General features: G+C 70.6%; 20 protein-coding genes. 10 read left to right on the forward strand and 10 right to left on the reverse strand.

Translation table 11 applies throughout. The annotated features are described in order from the left end of the window. Positions 1 to 298: 298 nt before the first annotated feature. The gene (locus AC6JA9_RS19970; protein ID WP_223749990.1) at positions 299 to 1,306 is read left to right on the forward strand and encodes a hypothetical protein; all 1,008 of its coding nucleotides are present in this window, start codon (positions 299 to 301) and stop codon (positions 1,304 to 1,306) included. A 68-nt stretch (positions 1,307 to 1,374) separates the two neighbouring features. Here the strand turns inward: AC6JA9_RS19970 and AC6JA9_RS19975 are convergent, their stop codons facing one another. The 4 genes from AC6JA9_RS19975 to AC6JA9_RS19990 form a co-directional block, all read right to left on the reverse strand. Beyond that, on the reverse strand, positions 1,375 to 2,199 hold the full coding sequence (locus tag AC6JA9_RS19975; RefSeq protein WP_223749989.1) for a hypothetical protein: 825 nt from the start codon (positions 2,197 to 2,199) through the stop codon (positions 1,375 to 1,377). A gap of 350 nt (positions 2,200 to 2,549) precedes the next feature. Then, positions 2,550 to 3,365 carry a GNAT family N-acetyltransferase gene (locus AC6JA9_RS19980; protein ID WP_473565620.1) on the reverse strand — a complete coding sequence of 272 codons (816 nt, stop codon included), beginning with the start codon at positions 3,363 to 3,365 and terminating at the stop codon, positions 2,550 to 2,552. 91 nt (positions 3,366 to 3,456) lie between these two features. Beyond that, positions 3,457 to 5,013, reverse strand: coding sequence for a vWA domain-containing protein (locus AC6JA9_RS19985; protein WP_473565618.1), 1,557 nt, complete (start codon positions 5,011 to 5,013; stop codon positions 3,457 to 3,459). A gap of 299 nt (positions 5,014 to 5,312) precedes the next feature. Then, entirely contained in the window at positions 5,313 to 5,831 is a 519-nt protein-coding gene (locus AC6JA9_RS19990; protein ID WP_408890560.1) for a hypothetical protein, read from the reverse strand. 403 nt (positions 5,832 to 6,234) lie between these two features. Here AC6JA9_RS19990 and AC6JA9_RS19995 point away from each other — a divergent pair, with 403 nt between their 5' ends. Both AC6JA9_RS19995 and udk read left to right on the forward strand, forming a co-directional pair. Further along, positions 6,235 to 7,932 (forward strand): MbnB/TglH/ChrH family RiPP precursor modification enzyme, encoded by a 1,698-nt coding sequence (locus tag AC6JA9_RS19995; protein WP_497960441.1) that lies wholly within the window; start codon positions 6,235 to 6,237, stop codon positions 7,930 to 7,932. Positions 7,933 to 7,943: 11 nt separating this feature from the next. Continuing rightward, on the forward strand, positions 7,944 to 8,582 hold the full coding sequence (gene udk / locus AC6JA9_RS20000) for a uridine kinase (protein WP_074956956.1): 639 nt from the start codon (positions 7,944 to 7,946) through the stop codon (positions 8,580 to 8,582). Between the two features lie 10 nt (positions 8,583 to 8,592). Here udk and AC6JA9_RS20005 read toward each other — a convergent pair whose 3' ends face one another. Beyond that, positions 8,593 to 9,627: a homoserine O-acetyltransferase family protein gene (locus AC6JA9_RS20005; protein ID WP_223784395.1), complete on the reverse strand. Its 1,035-nt coding sequence runs from the start codon at positions 9,625 to 9,627 to the stop codon at positions 8,593 to 8,595. 51 nt (positions 9,628 to 9,678) lie between these two features. On the opposite strand from AC6JA9_RS20005, the gene AC6JA9_RS20010 reads away from it, so the two are divergent. Beyond that, a complete protein-coding gene (locus AC6JA9_RS20010) occupies positions 9,679 to 10,587 on the forward strand; it encodes a hypothetical protein (protein WP_223784396.1) in 909 nt (302 codons plus the stop codon). A gap of 40 nt (positions 10,588 to 10,627) precedes the next feature. On the opposite strand, the gene AC6JA9_RS20015 is transcribed toward AC6JA9_RS20010, so the two are convergent. Continuing rightward, entirely contained in the window at positions 10,628 to 12,826 is a 2,199-nt protein-coding gene (locus tag AC6JA9_RS20015) for an outer membrane protein assembly factor BamB family protein (RefSeq protein ID WP_497960442.1), read from the reverse strand. Between the two features lie 98 nt (positions 12,827 to 12,924). Between AC6JA9_RS20015 and AC6JA9_RS20020 the strand changes: the two genes are divergently transcribed. The 6 genes from AC6JA9_RS20020 (at position 12,925) to AC6JA9_RS20045 (ending at position 19,805) form a co-directional block, all read left to right on the forward strand. Continuing rightward, positions 12,925 to 15,117, forward strand: a complete 2,193-nt coding sequence (locus AC6JA9_RS20020) for an HTH domain-containing protein (RefSeq protein ID WP_408890557.1) — start codon at positions 12,925 to 12,927, stop codon at positions 15,115 to 15,117. 67 nt (positions 15,118 to 15,184) lie between these two features. Next, the gene (locus tag AC6JA9_RS20025; protein WP_223749980.1) at positions 15,185 to 16,099 is read left to right on the forward strand and encodes a HEAT repeat domain-containing protein; all 915 of its coding nucleotides are present in this window, start codon (positions 15,185 to 15,187) and stop codon (positions 16,097 to 16,099) included. After that, positions 16,077 to 16,730 carry a hypothetical protein gene (locus tag AC6JA9_RS20030; RefSeq protein WP_223784399.1) on the forward strand — a complete coding sequence of 218 codons (654 nt, stop codon included), beginning with the start codon at positions 16,077 to 16,079 and terminating at the stop codon, positions 16,728 to 16,730. Before AC6JA9_RS20025 ends, AC6JA9_RS20030 begins: the two co-directional genes overlap by 23 nt. A gap of 108 nt (positions 16,731 to 16,838) precedes the next feature. After that, on the forward strand, positions 16,839 to 17,864 hold the full coding sequence (locus AC6JA9_RS20035) for a biotin--[acetyl-CoA-carboxylase] ligase (protein ID WP_497960719.1): 1,026 nt from the start codon (positions 16,839 to 16,841) through the stop codon (positions 17,862 to 17,864). 31 nt (positions 17,865 to 17,895) lie between these two features. Continuing rightward, a complete protein-coding gene (locus AC6JA9_RS20040; protein ID WP_223749977.1) occupies positions 17,896 to 18,666 on the forward strand; it encodes a type III pantothenate kinase in 771 nt (256 codons plus the stop codon). After that, positions 18,663 to 19,805: a hypothetical protein gene (locus AC6JA9_RS20045; protein WP_141331228.1), complete on the forward strand. Its 1,143-nt coding sequence runs from the start codon at positions 18,663 to 18,665 to the stop codon at positions 19,803 to 19,805. The genes AC6JA9_RS20040 and AC6JA9_RS20045 overlap by 4 nt, the downstream gene beginning before the upstream one ends. 109 nt (positions 19,806 to 19,914) lie before the next feature. Here the strand turns inward: AC6JA9_RS20045 and AC6JA9_RS20050 are convergent, their stop codons facing one another. From AC6JA9_RS20050 to ald, 4 genes are all read right to left on the reverse strand, one after another. Beyond that, the gene (locus tag AC6JA9_RS20050; RefSeq protein ID WP_497960444.1) at positions 19,915 to 21,687 is read right to left on the reverse strand and encodes a response regulator; all 1,773 of its coding nucleotides are present in this window, start codon (positions 21,685 to 21,687) and stop codon (positions 19,915 to 19,917) included. A 178-nt stretch (positions 21,688 to 21,865) separates the two neighbouring features. Further along, a complete protein-coding gene (locus tag AC6JA9_RS20055; protein WP_223784402.1) occupies positions 21,866 to 22,747 on the reverse strand; it encodes an anti-sigma factor family protein in 882 nt (293 codons plus the stop codon). 23 nt (positions 22,748 to 22,770) lie between these two features. Next, a complete protein-coding gene (locus tag AC6JA9_RS20060; protein WP_223784403.1) occupies positions 22,771 to 23,412 on the reverse strand; it encodes a sigma-70 family RNA polymerase sigma factor in 642 nt (213 codons plus the stop codon). A gap of 244 nt (positions 23,413 to 23,656) precedes the next feature. Further along, the gene (gene ald / locus AC6JA9_RS20065; protein ID WP_223749974.1) at positions 23,657 to 24,781 is read right to left on the reverse strand and encodes an alanine dehydrogenase; all 1,125 of its coding nucleotides are present in this window, start codon (positions 24,779 to 24,781) and stop codon (positions 23,657 to 23,659) included. Between the last annotated feature and the right edge of the window lie 159 nt (positions 24,782 to 24,940).

Consider the following 24,940-nt stretch of genomic DNA (forward strand, 5'->3'; position numbering starts at 1 on the left):
TCTCGTGAACTCCCTGTATGTCTGTTCACTCCTTCTTTCCCTGGGAGTTGTCGGGTCCGTGAAACATCGTCTCGTGACGCGGGGGAGGTGCCGAGGCATCCGGAATGACCCATCCCTCCCTGGGGCGTGGGCCGGGTGGGCGGTCCAAAACCGACGCGCATGATTTGCGCACGGGTGTCGACCTGGCCCCGGTTGTGATTGTGTCTGATTCCACTTCCGGCGTGTCTGTCATTGTTGCAGGCTGGGGCTCCGCGCACGGCCAGGCGATTCGCGTCTGCGTGCGAGAAGGGGAACATCCATGCGCATGGCGAAGAGTGTCTGCGTCGTCGGCTTCCTGCTGGCGATGGTGGTGGGCTGTGGCTCCGGTTCGCAGTCGGGGGCCGTGCAGTTGGTGATTGGCGACCAGGAGGCGGCGGCGACGGAGGCGAGCGTCGTCCGCATCCAGGTGGTCGTCTCCGGCGCGGACTTCGCGGACATCCAGCAGGACCTGGTGAAGACGGGATCGGTCTGGGGAGGCACCATCGCCGGGATTCCCGCGGGCACCGACAGGACGCTCACGGTGTCGGCCTTCGCGGCGAACAACGGGCTCGAGTACCAGGGCCAGGCGACGGGCGTCACCATCGTCGGGGGCGAGACGGCGCTGGTGGCCGTCACGCTGCATGACATGACGTTCGGCCATCACGACGACAACGACGTGCCCATCATCGACTCGGTGTCGGTGTCGTCGAGCACGGTGGTGGTCGGGGAGCAGCTCACGCTGGGCGCCACGGCGCATGACCCGGTGCCGAACGACCTGCTGTCGTACTCGTGGGGCGCCACGGCGGGGCAGCTGAGCAGCACCACGGTGGCCAACCCCACGTGGACGGCGCCGACGTCGCCGCAGACGGTGACGCTCACGCTGACGGTGCGCGACCAGCGCAATGGCGTCAGCACCGCGCGCCTCACGGTGGAGGTCGTCGGAGCGCCGCCTCCCCCGGGCGGGAGCGCGGAGGTCCACGTGAGCTTCAACAGGCCGCCGCTGGTGCTCTACGTGCACGCGAGCGAGGGCCGGGTGGTGCTCGGACAGAGCACGGCCGTCATCGCGAACGTGTTCGACCAGGAGCGCGATGCGGTGACCTACCAGTGGACCGCGTCCTGCCCCGGCACGTTCAGCACGCCGACCGGGCAGTCCTCGAACTTCACGCCGACGGAAGTGCCGTCCGGCGCGTGCAACAACTGCAGTGTCACCATGACGGCTCGGGACAGCCGCGGCGGCGTCCGCTCCGGCTCGGTGAAGCTGTGCGTCGTCTCCACGCCCGCGCCGTGACTCCGGGCGTCCGCGGTTGAGCGGCTTCACGGGGGCAGGGGATTCCGCCGCTGCCCCCGCGCATGCCTTCAGCGGATGAGCGGGGTGGTGCGCTCCGAGCCGGTCCTCGACACGCGGCGGGTCTCCCGGCCGTTGAAGTCCACGGCCTCGCCTTCGCCCACCAGCGTGCGGATGGTGATGCGCGACAGGCACTGGCTGTCATCCACGGTGTGCGTCACCACGTAGCGCGGCACGCTGGAGGCGGGCTCACCCAGGCGCAGGCGCATCTCCCGCAGGGCGTCGATGTAGCCCGCCAGCGGCTCCATCCTCGCGAGCGCGCGCCGCAGCACCTTGTCCGAGCGCTTGCTCATCACGCGATCCCACACCAGGTAGCCCGCGCCGAGCGTGGCGGAGCTGGTGAAGAACATCACGAAGTTGAGCATCCCCCCGAGCAGCCGGTTGCGGGTGAAGCCCTGCTCGCCCGTCGCTTCGGTGAGGATGTCCTTGAGCGTCTCCACCGCGGACTGGTTCGCCATCCCCAGCCACTCGCGCGCGTCCTTCGGGCTGCCCAGCAGCAACCGGCACAGGCCCAGGTGCAGGGAGATGAGCGAGACGCGGGCCGTGTCGCGCTCGGCGCCCAGCGCCTCCGTGAAGCGGTGGCCCGCGGCCCTGATCTGCTCCAGCCGCTCGTCGCGCGTACACGAGGGCCGGGTGGAGGCCTCCAGGTGCGCGCGCCCGGCGTGGAATGCGCCCTCGCGCAGCAGGTGCGGCTCCCGATGCAGATGGCCCAGCAGGACCAGCTGCTCTCCCTCCGTCCCAAGCAGCGCCTCCTGCAGCGCCACCGGTCCCTCTTCCTGATGCCTGCCGTTCACCTGTCGAGGTGTGGCCAGGATGAGGTCATTCCACGTCGCCATTCGCGGACTCCCGTGTGCTGCGGCGCCTCTTGTCTCCGGCGATCCCCCTGGAGACCAAGTCTGCCACAGCCACGCGGTTTCACGAGCCTGGGTCAGCGCTTCCGCCACCGCCTCTCGCTCTCTCATCCCTGGATGGCCGCGCGCTTTCAGGCCCGGCAGAAAATGGTGCCCGTGTTCTCGTGAGGTCACGTTTCTTCGCGAGGCTGTCGCGCATTGCTGGATTGGTACCGCGAGAATGATGAGGCCTCGGGCCCATGGGTCCTTCGTGCCCTCCAGGGTGGGATTTCGTGCAGAGCCCTCGTTCGCGAGGGAGGGGTGAGGACGTCCTCGTGGCGGGAGCCGCGTGCGTGTCAGGTGCTCCCGGGCGCGGGGGCCTCGTACATTCGGAAGCGCGTCACGGGGCGATAGCCCATGCGTTGATACACGGGCGCGCCGGCGTCGGTGGCGTGGAGCACGGAGCGCTCGATGCCCCACGTGTCGCGAGCCTCGCGCAGCGCGTGCCTCATGACGAGCTCCGCGGCGCCGAGCCGCCGGTGGCCGGGGGACGTGGCGACGAGCGCGATGTACGCGAGGCCGTCCACCCGGAGCACCACGGTGCTGCTCGCGGGAGCGCCCTCGCGGCAGGCCACGAAGCCTCGGATCTCCTCGTCGTACAGGGCCTCCGCGTCCAGGGCCTCGCGCCCCGACTCGCGGCTCACGTCGTAGGCGAGCGAGTTGATGTCGGCCACGGCCTGGCGTCCCCAGGTGTCCTTCACGGGGCGCACGTCGAGCGAGGGCAGGGCGCGCACGGGCTCCGAGAGCCGCTCGCACACCATGCCGGTGACGGTGGTGAGCGGGCGCAGCTTGTACCAGGCGAGGATGGACCCGGCGCGCTCGCGCACCTGGGGCGCGAGCCAGTCGTCGGAGATGAGGAACGTCCACGGGTGGCGGCCCGTGGAAAAGTAGCGCGCCGCGGACGCGACGGCGGCGGAGAGGGCCTGCTCCGTCGTGGCGGGCGCGCGCAGGAAGGCCGCGTTCATCATCGCCCAGGAGACATGGCTCGACGCGATGAAGACCTCGGGGCGCTCCACCACCTCGCCCGCTCTGCCGCCCAGGGCCATCTTCCGCCAGGCGCCTCGGAATTGCGCATGGGACTCGTCGATCTCTGCCTGCGTCGCGGAGTGCATGGAGGGCTCCAGGGGCGAGGGGTGAAGGATCGATTGTACCCCAGGTGCTCCGCCTGGAGGCGCGGTGCCCCCGGTGCCCTCTGTTCCTGACTCAACGCGCGGCCACGTCGCGCAGCAGGTGATGCGCCTCGCCCAGCAGCGCGAGGAACTCCTCACGCTCCTCGTTGCCCGAGGGCGTCGCGGAGCGCGCGATCTCCCGCACCTGGTCCAGGCTCCATTTCTCCGCGTGGGGGCTGCGTCGCAACAGCTCCGCCGCGCCCATCACCGCGGTCGCGAAGCGCAGGTCCGAAGGGGCCTGCTTGAACGTGGGGGAGAGCGCGCTGGCGGGGAAGGGGAAGGCGCGCTCGGAGGCACTCTCTCCACGAGGGCGCTTGGCGCGCACGCGCACCGTGGCCAGACCCTCGCCCGCGCCGGGCATGAGCTCCAGCTCGTACAGCGCGGTGACGGAGTGGCCCGAGCCCAGCTCTCCCGCGTCCACGCGGTCATCGCGGAAGTCCTCGTCCGCGATGTCGCGGTTCTCGTAGCCGACGAGGCGATAGCGGGACACCTGCTTGGGGTCGAACTCCACCTGGAGCTTCACGTCCTTCGCGATGACCTCCAGCGTGCCTCCGAGCTGCTCCACGAAGATGCGCCGCGCGGCCATCAGCGAGTCCACGTAGTGGTGGTTTCCGTTCCCCTGGTCCGCGAGCTGCTCCATCATCGTGTCCTGGTAGTTGCCCATCCCGAAGCCCACCGTGGTGACGGTGATGCCTTCCTTCACGTGGCCTCGGATGGTCTTCAGGATCTCCTCGTGGGAGGTGCTCCCCACGTTGGCGTCGCCGTCGGACAGGATGACGACGCGCGACACCGACTCGCCATCCAGCGTCTTCATCGCCTCCTGGTAGGCCAGCTGGATGCCGGAGCCCATCGCGGTGCTCCCGCCCGCGGTCAGGTCCTCGATGGCGGCGTGGATGCGGGCCTTGTGCTCCATGCCCGTGGGCGGCAGGACGCGGCGCACCGCGCTCGCGTAGGTGACGAGCGCCACGGTGTCGCCGTCGCGGAGCTGGTCCACGAGCATCCGCAGGGCGCGCTTCGCGAGCGGCAGGCGGTCCGGGGACTGCATCGACCCGGAGACGTCCACGAGGAAGGTGAGGTGCGAGGGCTTGCGCTCGGAGACGCTCAGGCGCTTGCCCTGCACGCCGACGCGCAGCAGGTGTCGTCCGGGCGTGAAGGGGGAGGGCGCGGCGTCGAGGTGCACGGCGAAGGGGCCCTCGTCCGGTGCGGGCGCGGGGTACGTGTAGCGGAAGTAGTTGAGCATCTCCTCCACGCGCACGGCTTCACGCGGCGGCAGGGTGCCTTCCTTGAGCTTGCGCCGTGCCAGCGTGTACGAGGCCGTGTCGACATCCGCCGCGAACGTGGAGAGGCGGTCCTTCTCCGTGGAGACGAAGGGATTCACGCCGTGGTCGCGGTAGCCCTCCTGGCTGGAAGTGGCGTCGGCAGCAGGACCTCGGGACGAGCCCGCGAGGCGTCCGCTGCCGCGACCCATGGTGCCGATACCCGTGATGCCGCTGCTCTTGCCACCCAGTATCGCGACGCCACCGCCACCGGAGCCGCTGCCCTTGACCCCCAGTCCGCCCTGGCCATGGGCCGCGCCGGCCGCTCCGAACATGTTGCCCATCGCGGAGCGCAGGCGCGCGGAGTTCCCGGAGGGCGGGGGCGCCGCGCTCGGTGCGGGGGCAGGTTTTTCGAGAGCGGCGACGGGGGAGGGGGCATCAGGGCTCGTGGTCCCGGCGGCTGGCGCCAGGGCCGTGTCTGCCTGGGAAGGGGGGGACTTGGAGGCCATCTGTCCCGCGTGCGCGTCACGAGGGGCCAGGTTCTTCGTGTCCACGTCCGATGACCGGCACGAGAACACCACTCCGCTCAACGCGAGCGCACACACGACACCCGTGACGGCCTTGAGGTTCCGCCTCATTCACTGCCTCCCTGTTCCTGGATTCGCCAGTGCTCCGACAGCGGTCCGTGGAAAAGGTTCCGCGGATTCACCCGAGGCCTCGCGCTGGTGTCATCCATCCCCAGCTCAGGTCCGCCGTGTAGTTCGGTCGAAGTATTCGCCAGCCTCCTCGCGGAGGACCTTCCTGGCGTGTTGCTCACAGCGCCAGATGGCATGCCTGTGGTCGGAGGCCTGCTGTGGTGCTCGCCGCCCGACATGTCCATGTTGTATTCGACGTAGAAGCCATAGATGAGGGTGGCCAGGTAGTCCTGCCGCCAGTCCCCGAACTCCCCCGTGCTGAGTCCGCCGAGCACCGCCACGGCGAACGTGGGGTAGCTCGCTGTGCCTCTCAGGCCCTGTTCGTTCATCGTCTGCTGCCACAGCGGATGCGTGCAGCCGGAGACCTCCGAGGACTTGGTGCTCCGGCCCTGGTTGGCGCCTGCTCGCGCGCGTTGGAGGACCTCCCGGACGAGGCCGTCCTCGCCATGGACGCTCACCCTCCAGGCCAGGTCTGCCTTCGACGGCGCTCCCTCCGCGGTGCCTCGCAGGCGGGCCCTGGTCCGCGAAGGGCGAGTCCGCGCTGGCCTTCCTGGCGTGGAGCACGTCTTGCGCGGACTCGTCGAAGCGGGGACGCGCTTCGTCTCCGTGCAACGCTCGCTCCGGATGGATGCGCTCGAGAATGGAGGGCAGGTTGACTTCAAGGCTGTCTGATTCGTCGACACGGGCCATGTTCGATGTCTGTGAACCCGGCGCTGGGTTGTCATCACGATGAATCACCGAGGGGCCGCTCGATGTTGTTTTTCAAATGCCCACGGAGGGTGTGCGGGCCTCACGCGGGCTCGCCCGGTCGCCCGCAACTCCGAGCACAACAGACGCGAGCGGTGGACTAGGTTGCGCCGCATGACGCAGGCCGTTTCGGACGCATGGACGTTGCCCTGGCGGGGTCTGGGGCTGAGCAGCAACCTGAGCACCGCGGATGTGCCGCAGCCGTACCGGCTGTTGGACGCGTCGCCGGGGCTCTTCGACTTCGTCGAGTACAGCGCTCCGTTGGACCTGGAGGAGGCGCGTGCCCAGGCCTCGCTGTTTCCGGAGATGTGGCGCCGCCGCGCCGACGTGCCCGTGCTCTTCCACCCCGTGCACCTCAACCTGTGGGGGCCGGAGCTGGAGCCCGCCGCCACGCTGAAGGCCCTGGACGCGCACGCGCGCGCCGTGGGCAGCCCGTGGGTGGGCAATGACGTGGGGTGGTGGCACGTGCAGGGCCAGCCGTTCCCCGGCTACCTCTACATCACGCCCCCGTTCAACGAGGCCGGGCTCGCGGACTGCGCCGCGCACGCGCTCCATGTCCAGTCACACCTCTCCATGCCGCTCGTGCTGGAGAACCCCGCGGTGCTGGCGCGCCGAGGCGAGCTGCACGCGCTCGACTTCCTCGCGAAGCTGCACCAGCGCACGGGGCTGCCGCTGCTCCTGGACCTGGGCCACCTGTTCAGCCACCAGCTCTCCGCCGGGCTGCCGCTCGAGGCGGGCCTGGACGGCTTCCCGCTGGAGCAGGTCGTGGAGATCCACCTCGCGGGCGGTGTGGTGACGCGCCGGGGCTCGCGTCGGTTCTACGTCGACGACCACACGCAGCCGGTGCGCGAGGAGCTGTTCAAGCTGTTGGAGTCCTTGCTACCGCGTTGTCCGTCCCTGCGCGCCGTCACCTTCGAGGGCGACGGCCATCCCCCGGAGGTGGCCCGGCTGTCCCTGCGGCGGCTGCGCACGCTCATCCCCCAGGGCCCTCGCGAGCCGTTGACCCTTCGCGCGCCGGATGTGAGCGCGCCTCCGGCGCTCTCTGGCGACAGCCGTCCGTGGGAGCTGTTCGACGCGGGCCACGGCGTGTCGGCCCCGGACGCGAGCGAGGACCCGGAGGGCACCGCCGCCGACCAGGACTTCCGCCTCGCGGTGGTCGCCGAGGCGCTGGACAAGGACTGGCCGCTGACGCGCCTGCTCCTGGCTGGCACGCGCGAGGCGCTGCTCGACTTCACCCGCTCGCGCGAGTACCGCAACCTCTTCGGCGGGGGAGGGCGCTCGCTGCCGCAGGTCTTCTCCGCCTGGGCGATGCGTCGGCTCCGGGAGCAGCCCGACGAGGGCGCCTCCGCCGCGCTGAGCCTGGAGATGCTCGCGCCCACCACCTTCCTCAAGGCCGCCCCGGCTCCGGGCCCCGGCCAGGTGGGGCTCGCGGAGGACGTCCGGCCCGGCAGCTTCCCCGTGGACCTGTCCGAGCTCGTCTTCGCCGCGCGCGCCGTCCGGCGCCACCTCACCGCCCGTGCGTGGGCATGTGGGGCGCTGGAGCTGTCCGGGCTGGAGGCGCTGGCGCAGGTGGCTCGGCGGCCGGGGGGGACCCCCTGGAGCTTCGCCGTGCGACGCAAGGCCCCGGGATTCGAGGTGTCGGGCGTGTCACGAGGGCTGGCCGTGCTGCTCCGGGAGCTGGGCTCCAGGCCCGTGCCGGTGGAGTCGGTGCCCCCGGAGGTGCTGGCGGAGGGGCTGAATCACCGGATGATCCGCCTGGGGGATGCTTCCGGGTTGGACCGAACCCTTGCGCCTGTGCGTCCGGTAGGGTAGGTCGCGCCGCAATGACGTCGTCACCCCTCGTTATCGGCATCGCGGGTGGCACCGCGTCCGGCAAGACCACCGTCGCCCGAAAGGTTCGTGAGGCGCTTGCCGACTGCCGCGTGGCCTTCATCGATCAGGACTCGTACTACCGGGACCTGAAGGACCTCCCCATCGCGGACCGCCGGGAGGTGAACTTCGACCATCCCGACGCGTTCGACACCGAGTTGCTGGTGAGCCACCTCCGGGAGTTGAAGGCCGGGCGGCCCATCCAGAAGCCCGTCTACGACTTCGTCACCTCGTCGCGTCAGCCCCGCACCATGGGCGTCGACCCGGGGGACATCATCCTCATCGAGGGCATCCTCGTCCTGCACATGAAGGAAGTGCGCGAGCTGATGGACGTGAAGATCTACGTCGACGCGGATGATGACCTGCGCATCCTTCGTCGCCTCACCCGCGACATCAAGGACCGCGGCCGCGACTTCGACCACGTCGTCAGCCAGTACCTGCGCCACGTGCGCCCCATGCACATGGGCTTCGTCGAGCCGTCCAAGCACTTCGCGGACATCATCATCCCGCACGGCGGCAACAACGAGATCGCCATCAGCATGCTGGTGGGCGCGCTGCGCGGGAAGCTCTCCGCTCCGCAGCCTCGCGAGTAGCCCCAGCGCCTCAGCCCACGCGCCGCAGGAAGTCTCCGAGTGGCGCGCGCAGGCGCTCGGTCTCCGTCAGGAGCGCGCCATGGTCCCCCGGGCCGGGCAGCTCCACCAGCCGGGCGCTCACGCCCGCGGCGGACAGCAGGTGGTAGGTGTCCCGCACCCGGTTCACCGGCGCGAGCACGTCCGAGCTCCCCGCCACCAGCAGCACCCGCGCCCGGATCTGCGCGAAGCAGTCCGCTACGTCACAGCCCGAGTAGGCCGAGCACAGCGTCGCCCATGACGACGCGTCGAACGACTCGGAGAAGGCGTCCGCCTCCGCGTCCAGCGCGAGCCTCGCCGCCTCGGCGTCGGCGAAGCGCTGAGACAGGTACTCGCGGCCGTACAGCAGCTTCTGGAAGTCCAGCCTCAGCCGCCGCATCGTCTTGCGAGGCTGCGCGTCCGGCTCATAGAGGCCCTCGCGGAAGTCCGGGTCCGCGCGCAACAGCTGCCACGCCAGGCCCAGCTTCTCGCGCACGCCCTCCGGCAGCGCGCGCGCCGAGCCGATGGCCACCACCGAGTCGGACAGCTCCGGGAACAGCGCCGCCAGCCGCAGCGCCACCTGCGCGCCCAGGCCCACGCCCACCAGCGCGCGCACGTGGTTCAGCCCCCGGGCTCGCAGCAGCGCGGACACCCCGCGCGCCATGTCGAGCACCGTGAGGGGAGGCAGGCTCAGACCCAGTCGCTCGCCCGTCTCCCGGTCCATCGACGCGTTCGACGTGCTGCCGAACGGACTGCCCAAGAGCCCCGGGACGATGACCGGCATGATGTCCGGGTCCAACGGCAGCCCCGGCCCCACCAGCTCACGCGCCCAACCCGACGGCTGATACGCGGAGTCCTCCGCCGGCCCCACCGCCCGGTGCGAATGCGACAGGTCGTGCAGCAGCACCACCGCTTTGCCGTCGCACGGTTCTCCGTACGCCTCCCACGCCACCTGGGGGTTGCGCAGCAGCTCGCCTTCCTCCAGAGGGAGCAGGGAGGTGAACAGGTGGGTGCCGGTGGCCTGGATCACGTTGGGGAATTTTCATATCACTGCCTGCTCCACCGCACAGGAGACTGCCGCTTGAAGCGCTATTTCGGAGTCATTGTCCTCGTCGCTGGTGTGCTGCTGGGCGCCATCATGAGCTACCGCAGCGCCAGTGCCCGCACCAAGGAGGCGCAGCGCGAGGCAGACGTCCAGCGCATCCGCGCGGACTATCTGGAGCGCGTGGCCTGGCTCCGGGTCAATCCGGACGAGAACGCCTATCGCGAGGAGCTCAAGCCGTTCTTCAAGACGTACTTCGAGCAGGTGGATGACCACCTGAAGGCGTTCAACGGGAACAAGAACTTCGACGGCTATCTCCAGGAGCTGGAGAAGCGGGCGGAGAAGGACGAGCGCGCCGGGGACCGCAAGGCGTTCTACGACTACACGCGCAAGGTGTTCGACAGCCTGCGCGAGGGTCGCTACCGCCCGGTGTGGACGGCGACGGACAAGGGCATGCGCCTGGACGTGGTGTCCTCGGACACCATCATGGTGATGGGCAAGCCGCAGATCCGGCTGCAGCTCGCGCTGTGGGGCGCGCAGCGGCAGCTCAAGGACGAGGGCAAGGTCCTCAAGATGCTGACCAGCGCCACGTTCGACACGGTGTGGAAGCTCACCGACGCGAAGGGGAAGCTCCTGGGCGAGATGCGCGGTGGGGATCCGTCGATGAAGATCGACCACCCGGAGCGCTTCATCGCGGAGTTCCCGCCGCAGCTGGTGCTGGGCCACTACGACCTGGACCTGATGCCCAACGAGGTGGCGAAGCTGGACATGACCATCACCGTCTCGTCGCGCTCGCCCTCGGGCGGGGACGCCACGGCCACGTACGTGTGGAAGCTGGACGTGCCCTCGGAGTGGAAGCTGGGCGCGGGTGAGACGTGGGAGGGCGCCACGCAGGAGGAGCGTCCCGAGGAGGAGATCGACCCGGCGAAGAAGGCCGCCGCGAACTAGCGGTGTGTCGGGTGGGGGAGGGCGAAGCGGGTGTTCGCCCTCACTCCACCACGGTGAAGTGGGAGCCCAGCCGGTACGCGGACAGCGCGCCGGTGTCGTCCAGGAAGTAGAGGTTGAGGCGCACGTCGGCCTGGAGCGCGACGAGCCCCGCCCCCGCGCGCACCTCGGCCAGCACCTGGCCTCCTCGAGGGTCCACCGCGCGCACCCGCTCACCCGGCACCAGCGTCACCCCGCGCGCGGTGCGTGCCGGCAGTGCGCCGATGAGCGGCTCCCCCGCGGCGCCCACGCGCCAGTCCACGGTGCCCGACGAGGCCACGCGCGCCGCGGCCCCCGAGGCGCTGGTCACCACCACGGCGCGAGGCAGGGGCGAGAGCGCGTACGGCCCCGGCCCCAGGTTCAGCGGCCGCTCCCACACGCGCTGGCCCTTGGCGTCCAGGCACAAGAGCATGCCTTCGCGCTCGCGCTCCCCGGCGATGAAGACGCGCGAGCCCACCGGCAGCGGCGCCGACGGGTGGGTGAGGTCCGGCTCGTGCGTCCACGCCGCCTCGCCCGTGTGCGCGTCCGCGAGCAGCAGCGCCCAGTGCGAACCCCGACCGAGCAGCGCGAGGAACCGACGACCCCACGGCACCGGAGCGCCGTGGAAGGGCAGGGGCGCGCGCATCCGGTAGCGCACCTGTCCATCCTCCAGGTCGAGCCCGTAGACATAGCCGGAGTCCGTGGTGACGAGGGCGCGGTGGCCCTGCGTCGTCAGCCAGCTTCGCTGCGTGCGCGGAGGGGCCAGCCGCCACACCTCGCGCCCGGTGGCCTCCGCGAAGGCCACCACGGTGCGGTCCTCGGACAGCGTGAGCAAGAGCCCGTCCTTGCGCAGGAGCAGCGGCCCCAGGGGGATGCCGTCGTGGTCATGCAGCCAGCGCGCCCCCGCGCCCCGGCCCGTGAAGCCGTACACGCGGGAGAGGTCCGCCGCCACCGCGTGGCCGTCCGCCGAGGCCGCCACGCCCAGCGCCGCGGCGCGGCGCCACAGCCGAGACCCGTCCTTGCGCGAGAAGGCCACCGCGGCTTGAGGCGAGCAGCACACCGGCCCGTGACGTCCGAGCAGCAGCCGCGACTCCTCCGTGTCCTCGAGTCCGCGCTGCTCCCACAGCCGCTCGAAGCGCAGTCGCCTCAGCCGGCCGGGGACCTTGAGCGGCTTGGAGGCGCTCTCCGTCGTCCGGGTGCGCTTCTCCCTCGCCGCGCCGGACTGCTCGGGGGGCTCCACGGGGCCGCGCAGATGGGAGAGGCCCTCCCGGCAGCGCTCCGCCAGCTCCACCAGGTAGGGGTTGCCCACCTGCGTCCGGTCCTCCTCCGCGAAGGTGGCCGCGAGCGCCTCGCCCAGGTGGAAGAGGCTCGCCGCGAGCTGCATGCCGGTGAGCGGGAAGGGCACGCCCGCGCGGCCCACCCGCGCCTTGCCGGCCTCCAGGTCGAGCAGCAGCGGGGAGCGGGTGCCCGCGGGCTCCAGCTGGAACCGGGGCTCCTTGAGCTCCACCGCCCGCGCCAGCTCCACCGCCTGCCGCGACAGCTCCAGCACCGTGAGGAACGGCGGCGCCTGGACCTTCCACGCCTCCGGCTTGCCGGGCAGGGCGAGCCATACCTCGCCTGGGCCCAGCAGGGGGGCCAGCGTCCCGGATGGGCTCCGCTTGCCTCCGGAACGATGCCCCCGGGCGCCGGCGTCCCGGAGCTCGAAGCCGAAGCCGGGCGTCCCGGGCGGCTCCACGCGCTTCACCGAGGGGCGGGCGGGCTCCTCATCCGGGGGCCGCGAAGGCCTCGCGAGCTGCTTGAGCGGCTCCGCCAGCGCCTGGGCGAGGGGGGCGGAGACACCCTTGGGCGCCACCTGGGTGACGTCCGCGAGGAAGCGCGCGCCGGTGGCCTTCACGGCCTCGGTCAGCTCCTCGGCGTCCACCCTGACGGGGGGCCGCATCAGCCGGGCGGGGCGGGCCAGGCTCACCACGAGCAGCTCCACCTCGGCGCCCACCCGTCTCAGGACCAGCTCCAGGTGGGCCTCCGCCAGGGAGACCTGGGCCATGGGCCGGCCCCCCGTGCGAAGAGAGGCCACTGCGCGCACCAAAGCGGGCACCACTTCTGCTAAGGACTCCTCCACCGCTCCGGACAGCAGGTCCACGCCGTCCAGTTCCAGTGCGATGGAATCCAGCGGGGAGGCCGAGGGTTCGCGTTTCCAGCGCTGTCCGATGCGTATGCGGGTCATCTTCCGTTCGTTGACAAGCCAGTTTAGCGATGGCTAGCATCCGCCGCCCATACGGACCTACATTTTTGTAACCGTTCGGAATTCTTGGGGAATACTCGATGACATTTTACGAGGCCGCGCTCCGCATCCTGGAGAGCGAAGGACGTCCCCTCCACTTCCTTGAAATCACCGAGAAGTCCATCCAACAAAGCCTGCTCTCCCACGTCGGCAAGACGCCCGAGGTGACGATGCTCTCGCGCCTGGCCGCCATGGCGCGTCGCACGAGGGATCGCAAGGTGATTGTGACGGCGAAGGACACCTTCGCCCTGGTGGATTGGTCGATTCCCGAGGACGTGGAGGCGTTGGCGCAGACAGGCGTAATCGAGCCGAATCCGGAAGAGGACCTGCCGCCGCTCAGGCCGGCGGAGCGCCATCCGGAGCCGCGCACGGACAACGTGCGAGCCGCGGGCCGGGGCAGTGAGCGCAAGCGCCGCCGGGACGAGGACGAGGAGCGGGGTGGAAAGCGCAAGCGCTTCCCGCCGCTGCCGGAGGTGGTGTTCGAGATCCTCAGCGACGCCGACGGTGGGCTGCGCACGGAGGCCATCATCGAGCGCGCCCGGAGCAAGGAGCTGTGCGCCGAGGACCTCACGGTGGAGGCGGTGCTCACGGCGCTCCTGGAGGACAACCAGCGTCGCATCGACGCGGGTCGCCGGCCGCAGTACGCGTTCAACAAGGACTCCGGCGAGGTGACGCTGGAGCGCGCGGGCTCGCCGAGCGAGGCGCCGTCGCTGGAACTGCAGGCCGCGTTCGCGCAGGCGCTGGGGATTCCGCTGGAGGCGGGCCGGCCGGTGCTGGCGCGCTCCTCGGCCGCGGCGGTCGCGGGCGAGCCGGTGGTGGACGCGGCGCTGCTCACCACGCTGCGCACGTCGCTCAAGGACGCGCGCCGCGCGGTGGCGCGAGGGCTGCGCAAGCGCCTGGGCGACGCGGACGTGGGTACGTTCGAGAAGTCCGTCGTGAAGATGATGCACGGGCTGGGCTTCCGCGAGCTGAAGGTGGCCAAGCGCTCCAAGGAAGGCCCCCTGCTCACCGCGCGCAAGCGCGAGGGCAGCGTGGAGCTGCGCTACGCGGTGCGGATGCTCAAGGGCATGCCCGGCATCGACCGCAAGTGCGTGCAGGAGCTGCGGCGCGACCTGAGCCACTACTCGGCGCAGGTGGGCCTGCTGGTGAGCGCGGGCGACGTGCGCGGCGACGCGCGCACCGAGGCGCAGGCCAGCGGCTCGCTGGTGATGCTGTGGTGCGGCGACGCGCTGGGTGAGAAGTTCCTGGAGGCCGAGACGGCCGTCACCGTCACCCGGGTGGAGCTGTACGAGATCGACGAGCGCTTCTTCGAGGCCGCCAAGCTGGACGCCGAGGAGGCCCAGAAGCGCCGCGAGGAGCGTCAGCGCGAGAAGCAGTCCCGCGAGGACGAGTCCCCCGAGGTCGCCGCGTCGTCGGAGCGCCCGCGCGAGAAGCGTCGCCGCGAGCGTGGCGAGAAGCGCGCGTCCGCTTCGCCTTCGTCCGACGAGGTGGAGGTCTCCTCCGAGGGCGGTGAGGCTCGCGCCCAGGGCGACGTCGCGGTCGAGGCCGCTCCCGCCGTGTCCGCGCCCGCGCCCCAGAACACGGGCTCCGAGGACGAGGAGGGCGAGGACGACGACGAGGGTGATGACGACGACCTGGAGGCCGCGAGCGCCTTCGTGGGGGCCCGTCCGGAGGGCGCCGAAGCGAACGGCGAGCCCGGCCAGGGAGACCGCAAGCGCCGCCGCCGTCGCCGTCGTGGACGTCGGGGTCGTGGGAACCGGGGTGCCGAGGCTGGCGCCACTCCGGCGGGTGGCACTCCGGCGGAGGCCGCGAGCGGCGCCGCTCCCACGGGCGAGGCCGCGAGCGCGCCCCAGGCGCAGGCGGAGGGCGCTCCCGCTCCCGAGGGTGAGGCGAGCATCGCCGCGCCCCAGCCCCAGGCGGAGGGCACCCCCTCTCCCGACGGTGAGGCGGGCATCGCGAAGCACCAGGACCTGGTGGCCGCGCCCGAGGTCAACGTGAGCGAGGCCACCGCGCCGAGCCCGGAGGCCGTCCCCGTGGCGGGTTCCCTGGCCGAGGCGCTGGAGGCCAGCACCCGGACCGAGGGCATCACCGAGCCCGAGGCGCCGGTCCGCGAGGCGCAGGTCCAGCCGGAGGCGGTCGTCCCGTCCGTGTCCGGTCCGGAAGCGGAGTCGCACGAGGTGCGAGAGGATGCGCACCGTCCCGCGAAGAGCCCGTCCGAAGGGGGAGAGGGCTGACACCGTCTGGCGCGGAGGGTGGGAATGGCCGGCGCGGGCCCGCTTCGGGTGTTACCCTGAGGGGGCGATGAAGCCGGCCCTGATTCTCGCCTTCTGCGCCGTCCTCCTCGGCGCCTGCCGCTCGCAGGCGCCGCGCTACCCCGTCTCTCCGGTGGATGTCTCCGGAGCGACGGTGAAGGACAACGCCCTCCTGGGCCTGGCGCCCGAGGGCGTGGCGACGTTGTTCACCCAGTCCCTGAAGTCCTCCGGCCGCTTCGAGCTGAAGGGCGACGAGGTGACGAAGGACGTCCGGCCCTGGCGCCTGACGTTGGACGTGCCCTTCACGCGCGAGGTCCTGAAGGACGGGGATCCGCGCAGCTTCGCCGAGGTGGGCGCCAACCTCGTGCTGGAGCGCTTCGGAGGGGAGCTGCCCCAGCACTACGAGGTGGTGGGACTGGGCGAGGCGCCGGTGATGGAGGACTCGCCCGCGGGCCGGCAGGCCGCCATGCGCGCCGCGCTGGACGCCGTGCTCAAGCAGGTGACGGACTCCGCGGTGATGCAGCTCAACGCGCTGGAGCGCACGGACGACGTGCTGGTGCAGGAGCTGCGCGCGGACGATGCGCGGCTGCGTGAGTTCGCGCTGCGCACGCTGGCCGAGCGCCAGCACCCCGCCGCGGCGCCGCTGCTCATCGAGCGGCTCAAGGAGTCCTCGGACGGGGACGTGCTGCGCAAGACGATTGGCGCGCTGGTGGAGATGAAGGCGCGCGTGGCGGTGCCGGCGCTCATCGACCTGGCGCGCGGCAAGGACAATGGCTTCGTGCAGGAGCTCGTCTTCGCGGTGGGCGAGATTGGTGGCCCGGAGGCGGAGGCGTACCTGTATACGGTGGCCCAGGGGCATGACGCGCCCGCCGTGCAGGCCGCGGCGCAGCAGGCCCTGGAGACGCTCTACGCTTCACGCAAGCACATCACCGCGGAGGCGCGTGGCCGGGACCACGCGGACTGACATCGAGATGAACCGTTCGTTCGGAGTGGGCGCCGCCGCCCTGCTGGCCACGATGATGCTGGGGAGCGGCTGCTCCAAGCGCGTGGAGTCGGAGTCGCAGACGTCGGCCGTGGCCGGGAGCGTGGCGGACTACTACCCGCTCGCGGTGGGCAACAGCTGGACGTACCGGCAGAACGGCCGCGCCGACAAGCTCGTCACGGTGGAGATCCTCAAGCAGGAGGAGGGCTTCTTCCACGACAACCAGGGCGGCCAGCTCGCCGTGGATGCCTACGGGCTGAGGGACCCCAAGCGCTACCTGCTGCGGGGCCCCCTGGAGACCGGGCACGCGTGGACGAACGTGGTGTCGGTGTCGTCCACCGAGCGCTATCGCATCGTCCAGGCGGGCAGCGCGTGTGACACCCCCGCGGGCACCTTCCCGTCCTGCGTGCAGGTGGAGGGGCGCAACCGGGTGGATGCCCAGGCCACGCTCGTCAACGCGATGACGTTCGCGCCGGGCGTCGGGATGGTGCGCATGGAGATCTTCCTGGAGACGGCGAGCCAGCAGCGCATCCCCCAGACGCACCTGGAGCTCACCGCCTACGAGGTGGGTGGGAGTCGTGCCCCCGGGGCGAGCACCCCACCGGCCGGCTGAAGGCCGGGACGGAGGGCGAGGAGGGGCCGCCGAGGGCCCCGGCCCGGCGAGTTGAAAGCCCGGCCGCCGCTCCGTACCCTTGCGCTCTCGTGAGGTGTCGCCGTGGCCCTGGAATCGACCGAGCAGACGCAGGAGGAACTCATCCTCGGGTTCCTCTCCGAGAGTGGTGAGGACTACACCTCCGGGGAGGCCCTGTCGGGCAAGCTGGGGCTGTCCCGCACGGCGGTCTGGAAGCGGGTGGAGGCCCTGCGCACCAAGGGCTATCGCATCGAGGCCATCCCCGCCCGGGGCTACCGGCTGGTGGAGGTCCCGGACCGCCTCACCGCGCTGGAGGTCGCGCCGCTGCTGGAGACCCATGACCTGGGCCGGACGGTCCATCACCACGCGGTGCTGGGCTCCACCAACGAGGTGGCGTTCCGGCTGGCGCAGGACGGCGCCGAGCACGGCGAGGTGGTGGTGGCCGAGCAGCAGACCTCTGGCAAGGGCCGCCGGGGCCGCGCCTGGGTGTCGCCGCCGGGGCTGAACCTGTACTTCTCCGCCATCCTCCGCCCGGAGCTGCCGCCCCAGCGCGCGCCGGAGCTGACGCTGGTGGCCGCCGTCGCGCTGGCGGAGACGCTGCGCGAGTGCGGGGTGGACGCCGCCATCAAGTGGCCCAACGACGTGCACATCGACGGGCGCAAGGTGGCGGGCATCCTCACGGAGCTGTCGGCCGAGCCGGAGCGGGTGCACTTCGTCATCGTCGGGGTGGGGGTCAACCTCAACTGCCAGGACGAGCACTTCCCCGAGGAGCTGCGCGGGGTGGCCACCTCGCTGTCGCTGGCCCGGGGCGAGAAGGTGCACCGCGCCCGGTTCGCCGCCTCCCTGTGGACGCGCCTGGAGGAGTGGCTGGACCTGTACCTGGAGACGGGGTTCGACGCGGTGCGCGCCCGGTGGAAGGAGCTGTCGTCCACCCTGGGGCAGGACGTGCTGGTGCGCACGGACCGCAGCGAGCTGCGGGGCCTGGCCGAGGACATCGACCCGTCCGGCGCGCTGCTGGTGCGCACGGAGGGCGGACAGCTGGAGCGCGTGCTGGCCGGAGACGTGGAGCAGCTGCGCCCCAGGCAGTCGCCGCGCTCGCGCCAGACGCCCCGCTGAGCGGCGCCTTCGGAGTAGAGTGCGCGGGGTGATGCTCCTGGCCATCGACGTTGGCAACACCAACACCGCCCTCGGGGTGTTCGAGGGCCGACGGCTGCTCGACCACTGGCGCGTGGAGACGAGCACCCGGCGCACCTCGGATGAGTACGGCATCCTGGTGCGCCAGCTCTTCTCGCACAGCGGCATCGACGCGGCGAAGGTGGGCGCGGTGGCGGTGTCCAGCGTGGTGCCGCCGCTCCAGTTCAGCCTGGAGAAGATGAGCGAGCGCTACTTCCGCATGCGGCCCATGTTCGTGGGGCCTGGCGTGAAGACGGGCATGCCCATCCTCTACGACAACCCTCGCGAGGTGGGCGCGGACCGCATCGTCAACGCGGTGTCCGCGTACGAGAAGCACCGCTCGGCGCTCATCGTCGTGGACTTCGGCACCGCCACCACGTTCGACGCGGTGTCCGCGCGGGGCGAGTACCTGGGCGGCTGCATCTGCCCGGGCATCAACATCTCCATGGAGGCCCTGTTCCAGAACGCCTCCAAGCTGCCGCGCGTGGAGTTCGCGCGGCCGCCGCATGTCATCGGCCGCAACACGGTGCACTCGATGCAGTCGGGGCTCGTGTACGGCTACGTCGGGATGGTGGACGGCATCTGCGCGCGCATGCAGGCCGACCTGGGCCACCCCGTGAGGGTCGTCGCCACCGGAGGGCTCGCGCCGCTGGTGGCCAGTGAATCCAAGGCCATCCACGAAGTGGACGAGTTCCTCACGCTCGAGGGCCTGCGCATCATCTACGGAAGGAACCACGCGACATGACCACCGCCGCCCCCAGCAACGTCCCGGCGCCTCCCCCGGGCTGCCCCTTCAACGCGGAGTTCCTCCCGCCCAACCTGCGCAAGCACGTGGACCCGGCCGCGCCGGTGCCGCTGCGGATGATGGCCGCCAAGTCGCTCGTGCCGCTCAGCCCGTCCGACATGCTGGGCGCGCTGTACATGCTGACGTACGACCCGGACGCGGGCGTGCGCGAGACGGCGGCGAAGACGTCCGCGGGCCTGCCCGAGAAGATCCTCGGCTCCGCGCTGCGCGACGAGGAGGTGCAGCCCCAGGTGCTGGGCTACTTCCTCGGGCTGCTCAAGGACAAGGACGCCTACGCGGAGATGCTCGTCCTCAACTCGAACACGCCCGACGAGGCCGTGGCGCAGGTGGCCCGCGAGTGTGGACCGAAGCTGGCGGAGATCATCGGGCAGAACCAGCTGCGCCTGTTGCGCTACGAGGACATCCTTCGCGGCCTGTGCGCCAACGCCCAGGCGCCGGTGTCCCTCATCGACAGCGTCTGTGACTTCGCGGTGCGCAGCGGCCTGCAGCTGACGGACGTGCCGCAGATGAAGGCCGCGCGCGTGCGCCTGTTCGGCCCCGAGGCCGCCGAGGCGCCGCCGGACCCGGGCCCCACCGCGCAGGAGGTGCTCCAGGAGATGGGCGGCGAGGTGGCGGACGAGAACGCCGCGCCCATGGAGGAGGGCAAGCGCCTGACGCTGGCCCAGCGGCTGATGAAGATGTCCATCGCGGAGAAGATCAAGCTGGCCACGCTGGGCAACAAGGAGGCCCGCGGCGCGCTCATCCGCGAGACGAACAAGCTGGTCGCCGTGGCCGTCATCCGCAGCCCGCGAATCACGGACGGCGAGGTGCTCGCGTGCGCCTCCAACCGCGCGATGATGGATGACGTGCTGCGCGTCATCTACAACAACCGCGAGTGGACCAAGAACATGAAGGTGAAGCTGGCCCTGGTGAAGAACCCCAAGGTGCCGCTCACCGTCACGATGAAGTTCCTCAACGCCCTGCGCGACGGCGAGCTCAAGGACCTGAGCCGCGACAAGAACGTGCCGGCCGCGGTGCAGACGTTCGCCAAGAAGCTGCTGGAGAAGAAGACCGCCCCCAAGAAGACCGACGACAAGTAGACGGGGCGGGGTGGGGGAGCCCTCTTTCAAAGAGGGCTTCGACCCCGGGTTCCACCGCCGCTCCAGCGCCTTGCGTCGAGCCAGTGGCGGGAGCGGCGTGGGGGCTGCCTCAGGCCGCCGCTTCGTCGGCGTCGTCGGCCACGGAGGAGGCGTTCTCCTCGAGCAGCTGCTGGGCGATGGCGAGCGCCTTCTTCGTCTTCTCGCGCAGCTTCTCGTCGTTCTTGATGCGCGCGTAGAGCTTGGTGACCCGCTCCTCGTTGCGCACGGCGGTGGCCTCCAGCTCGGCGATGCGGCGGCGCAGCTCGTCGGCCTCCTCGGCCGCGCGGGTGCCCTGCTCGGACAGCTCCGTCTGCGTCTGCTCCAGTTGGGAGCGCAGCTCCTCGGCCTCGCGCTGGGCGCTCTCCACCTGGCCGCGCAGGGTGTCGGCCTCCTCGCGCGCCGTCTGCACGTCGACCTCGAGCTGACCGGTGCGGTTGCGCAGCTCCTCCAGCTCCGCGTTGAGGCCCGCCGTCTGCGCGGCCTGCTGATCCAGCTCCTCCTGGAGCGTCGTCACCTGGGCGGCGGCGCCACGCGCCTCCTCCTTGGAGGTGGCGAGCTGCTGGTCCACGCGCTTGCGCTCCGCCGTCAGCGTGTCCACGCGGGTGGTGAGCGTCTTGATCTGCGCGTCGCGCCGGGCCATCTCCGACTCGGTCGTGCTGGACGCCTGCTCGAGCTCCAGGTGCTGGTCCTTGAGCTCGACGATCTCCTGGTCCTTCTGGTTCAGCTCCGTCTTGAGGCGGAGGATCTCCTTGTCGCGCTTGTTGACGGCGTCGCGCAGCGCGAAGGTGTCCTTGTCGTTCTTGCCGGTGGCGGCGCGGGCCGTCTCCAGCTCGGTGGCCTTGCCCTCCAGCTCGGCCTCCAGCTCACGCACCCGGTCCTCGGCCTGGGAGGCCGTGCCGCGCGAGTCCTCCAGCGCGGCCTGCAGCTCGGTCACCTTCGCGCGCAGGCTGCGCAGCTCGGCGGCGTCCGCGGCGGAGGTGACAGGCGCCGCGGCCACGGGCGCGCTGGTGGCCACCGCGGGCGTGCGCGCGGGCGGCGTCGGCGTGCGCGCGGGGGGCGGGGTGGTGGCCTTGGGCGGCTCGATGACCTTCAGCGGGGCGGGCGCCACCGGCGCGGTGGCGACGGGCATGAAGCCCACGACCGTCTTCTCCGAGTCGTCCAGCGAGTCCAGCGCATCGTCCGCGTCCGAGCCGAGCGCGTCCAGGCCGGAGAAGTCCTCCTCCACGCCCTCGACGACGGCGTCGGGCGGGGCCTCCACGGGCTCCTCGACGATGGCGGCGGGCTCGGGCTCCGGCGACGACATGTCGCTGAACGCCGCGTCCAGGTCCAGCTCCTCGCCGGCGACCGCGGGCTCCTCGTCCTCGCCGGTGTCGACGGAGATCTCCTCACCGAAGTCCGCCGTCATCGGCTCGTCGCCGAGCGCGTCCAGCGTGAGGCTCTCGTCGACCACGTCCTCGGAGACGGCCACTTCGGGGAAGCCGATGATGGCGCCCACGCGCTCGGTGAGCAGGTTGGCGTCCACCGGCATGGGCACGTACTCGTCCGCGTGCGCCTTCAGCTTGCGGTGCTGCGCGAAGCCATCCGGGTTGCCGACGATGACGATGGGGACGTTCTTGAGGTCGTCGTCCTTCTTCAGCTTGCCGCAGATGAGGTAGCCGTTCTGTCCGGCGGACAGCTCCACCGCCAGCACGACGAGGTCGGGCCTGTCGCGGCGAATCTGCTCCACGCTGCCCTTGCCGTCCGCGGTGTCCTCCACGGTGAAGCCCCGTCCTTCCAGGACGGGCCTCAGGGTGGCTGCGAGGGCGGTGTCGCTCTTTTCGACGATCAGGATTTTCTTGGACATGTAGGAACGGCCCGACCTGGGTGCGGCGCGCGCGGGCGCCACGGGTGACGGTGGCGCGCGAGGAAAGAAGCGCCGTCGAGGCTATCGGCCATGTCAGGGACCGTCAAATGTTCGGGCCGTACGAAACTCCGCCCGCAGGGCAGTCGGGCAGGCGCCACGGCGCGCGCAACAGCACGCTTCAGGGAAACGACGCGGGCTCGACAGAGACGGCGGGGCGCGAGCGCGCGGGCATCGGGAGTGTCTGGTACGAGTAATTCCCGTCCGCGGACTCCATCGCCCGGGGCGTGCTGGCCAACGCGGCGCCGTGCTCGCGCTCCTCGAGCATGCGCAGGATGTCACGCTCGTCCATGTCGGTGACCATCTCGTAGACGACCTCGTGATCCCGCCAGGTCACGATGTTGAAGCCCTGCGCGGAGTCGACCTCCACCGCGGGCAGCGCCTGGGGACGGGGGCTCGACTCGTCCGGCACCACGAACACGCCGAGCCGCCGGCTGGGGCCACCCTCGTCGGGGAGCGTCTCGTAGCTGATGTACGCCACTTCGCGGCCGTTGAGGATGGAGATGCGGCCGCCCAGCGGCTTGGCGCGAGGCAGCTGTGGCAGCGCGACGCGAGGGTCCACCGTGCCCTTGAACCACGTCTCCAGCTGCTCGGAGTTGGACGCGGTGACTTCGTACGGCAGCGGACGCTTGAAGCGCAGGACCAGCTCTTCCTTCGCCAGCCGCTCGCGCTTGCCCGCCTGATACGCGGACCAGCCGCTCGTCACCGTCACCACCACCAGGGCGACGGCGCCCGCGCGCAGCCAGACCCCATATTGCGCGCGGCGGTGCTCCTGGTGGAGCCCCTGGGCGATGCCCGCGCGGAGCGAGGCCGGGGCCTGCATTCGCTGCACGGAGTGTCTGGCGGCCCGCCGCAGGGCGAGCTGCATGTTCCGCTCTTCCTCCACGCGGCGCTGACATCCAGCGCACGCGGAGAGGTGGGATTCGAGGTCGACCCGCTCCTCCGGCTGGAATTCGCCGTCGAGGTACGGATACAGAAGCCGTTCGAGTTCCTGGCAGGTCATGGGCGCGCGGTAGGAACCTGTTTCTACCCCGTCTTCTTCCTTTGACGATACTCTTCGAGGTTCGCCGGGGGCTCCGCGCCCTCTCCCTCGTGGCGGAAGACACCCTGGCCCACCGCGTACTCGCGCAGCGTCTTCTGCAGGAGCTTGCGGCCTCGGAACAGGCGGCTCATCACGGTGCCGACAGGGCACTCGAGGATCTCGGCGATCTCCTTGTAGGAGAACTCCTGCAGGTCCGCGAGGATGACCACCAGCCTGAAGTCGATGGGCAAGGAGTCGATGGCGCGCAGCACGTCGTCCGACAGGAGCCGGTCGAAGAAGTACTGCTCCGGGTTGGCCGCGAAGTCCGTCGCGTCCCGGCTCACGAAGCGCTCGTGCACCGCCTCGCGCTCGACGCCCTCCACCACCGTGCGCTCCTTCACCTTGCGCCGGTAGCGGTTGATGAACGTGTTGGTGAGGATCTTGAAGAGCCAGGCCTTGATGTTGGTGCCCCGCTCGAACTTGTCGAAGAAGCGGTAGGCCCTCATGCAGGTGTCCTGCACCAGGTCCTCGGCATCGCGCTCGTTCTTCGTCAGGCGCAGGGCCGCCGAATAGAGCGGGTCCAGGTGGGCCAGCGCCAGTTCCTCGAATTCCTGCTTCGTCCGGTTGGGTTGTCTGAAATCCAACATGTCCCGCCTTCCAGAGGCCCGAAACAATTGGGGAATGAGTTGTCGCCTGCCCATCAATGTATGCACGGGAACAGAACTGGCAACAACGGCTTCCCAGTCACACCCGCCCGTCCGGTCGCTTCGGGTACGCCAGACTCCCGACGGGGAACTTTATTCCCCATTTTCAATAACGAAGGGGAGACGGGATGTCGCCATCCACGCCTCCCCCTCGGGAAGTGCCCTGCCTGTCAGGCTGCTGGGCGGGCTACTTGCGCGCGAGCGCCTCGGAGATGGAGAGGTACTCGTACCCCAGGTCCTTGGCGACGGCCTCGTAGGTGACGTGGCCGTTGTAGGTGTTCATCGCACGGGCCAGGGCGCGGTCCGACTTCACGGCCTCCACCAGGCCCATGTCGGCGATCTTCCGCGAGTAGGGACGGGTGGTGTTGGTGAGGGCGTACGTGGACGTCTGGGGGACGGCGCCGGGCATGTTGGCGACGCAGTAGTGGACGACGCCGTGCACCTCGAACGTCGGGTTGTCGTGCGTGGTGGGCTTGCAGGTCTCGATGCAGCCGCCCTGGTCCACCGCGACGTCGACGACGACGGAGCCCGGGGTCATCTCGGAGATGAGCGACTCGGAGACGAGCTTGGGGGCCTTGCCGCCGGGGATGAGCACCGCGCCCACGACCAGGTCGGCCTCGCGCACGGAGGCGGCGATGCTCTCCGTGTCGGAGGCGAGCACGCTGACGCGGCCGAGGAACACGTCGTCCAGGTAGGTCAGGCGCTCCAGGTTGACGTCGAGGATGGTGACCTCGGCGCCCATGCCCACGGCGACCTTCGCGGCGCACAGGCCGACGACGCCGCCACCGATGACGGTGACGCGGCCGCGGCGCACGCCGGGCACGCCGCCCAGCAGGATGCCCTTGCCACCGTGCGCCTTCTCCAGGCACGCGGCGCCCACCTGGATGGCCATCTTCCCGGCCACCTCGGACATGGGCTTGAGCAGGGGGAGGCTGCCGTCATCCAGCTGCAGCGTCTCGTAGGCGACGGCCGCCGCCTTCTTCTTCACGAGCGTCTTCGTCAGCTCCGGGTCCACGCCGGCCAGATGGAAGTACGTGTAGATGATCTGCCCGGGCTGGATGCGCTCGTACTCCGGCGCGATGGGCTCCTTCACCTTGACGATCATCTCCGCGCGCTTCCAGACCTCGTCCGCGCTGGCGACGAGCGTCGCGCCCACGCGCTGGTACTCCGAGTCGGGGATGCCAGAGCCGACGCCGGCGTTCGTCTCGACCAGCACCGTGTGGCCCGCGCTCGTGAGCGCGCGCACGCCCGCAGGCACCATGCCGACGCGGTACTCACGGGTTTTGATCTCCTTGGGAACTCCGACGATCACGACTTGCCTCCGAGAGGGGGACTGAAAAAGCGCGCGGACCCTAACGGGGCCCCCAGAGGGAATCAAGGCGTCCGCCCAAGCGGTGCACATGTCACCGGTGAGCCTTTGTTACCTCGGAGGGATGACGCGCGGCGTTGAATGCAGTGCGTCCGATGACGG

The organism is Myxococcus sp. MH1, assembly GCF_059738865.1.

What these genes read in the sequence shown, in the direction of transcription:
- AC6JA9_RS19970 (WP_223749990.1), top strand. Translation starts at nt 299, where the DNA reads ATGCGCATGGCGAAGAGTGTCTGCGTCGTCGGCTTCCTGCTGGCGATG.
- AC6JA9_RS19975 (WP_223749989.1), bottom strand. Translation starts at nt 2,199, where the DNA reads ATGGCGACGTGGAATGACCTCATCCTGGCCACACCTCGACAGGTGAAC.
- AC6JA9_RS19980 (WP_473565620.1), bottom strand. Translation starts at nt 3,365, where the DNA reads ATGCACTCCGCGACGCAGGCAGAGATCGACGAGTCCCATGCGCAATTC.
- AC6JA9_RS19985 (WP_473565618.1), bottom strand. Translation starts at nt 5,013, where the DNA reads ATGTTCGGAGCGGCCGGCGCGGCCCATGGCCAGGGCGGACTGGGGGTC.
- AC6JA9_RS19995 (WP_497960441.1), top strand. Translation starts at nt 6,235, where the DNA reads ATGACGCAGGCCGTTTCGGACGCATGGACGTTGCCCTGGCGGGGTCTG.
- udk (WP_074956956.1), top strand. Translation starts at nt 7,944, where the DNA reads ATGACGTCGTCACCCCTCGTTATCGGCATCGCGGGTGGCACCGCGTCC.
- AC6JA9_RS20015 (WP_497960442.1), bottom strand. Translation starts at nt 12,826, where the DNA reads ATGACCCGCATACGCATCGGACAGCGCTGGAAACGCGAACCCTCGGCC.
- AC6JA9_RS20020 (WP_408890557.1), top strand. Translation starts at nt 12,925, where the DNA reads ATGACATTTTACGAGGCCGCGCTCCGCATCCTGGAGAGCGAAGGACGT.
- AC6JA9_RS20025 (WP_223749980.1), top strand. Translation starts at nt 15,185, where the DNA reads ATGAAGCCGGCCCTGATTCTCGCCTTCTGCGCCGTCCTCCTCGGCGCC.
- AC6JA9_RS20040 (WP_223749977.1), top strand. Translation starts at nt 17,896, where the DNA reads ATGCTCCTGGCCATCGACGTTGGCAACACCAACACCGCCCTCGGGGTG.
- AC6JA9_RS20045 (WP_141331228.1), top strand. Translation starts at nt 18,663, where the DNA reads ATGACCACCGCCGCCCCCAGCAACGTCCCGGCGCCTCCCCCGGGCTGC.
- AC6JA9_RS20050 (WP_497960444.1), bottom strand. Translation starts at nt 21,687, where the DNA reads ATGTCCAAGAAAATCCTGATCGTCGAAAAGAGCGACACCGCCCTCGCA.
- AC6JA9_RS20055 (WP_223784402.1), bottom strand. Translation starts at nt 22,747, where the DNA reads ATGACCTGCCAGGAACTCGAACGGCTTCTGTATCCGTACCTCGACGGC.
- AC6JA9_RS20060 (WP_223784403.1), bottom strand. Translation starts at nt 23,412, where the DNA reads ATGTTGGATTTCAGACAACCCAACCGGACGAAGCAGGAATTCGAGGAA.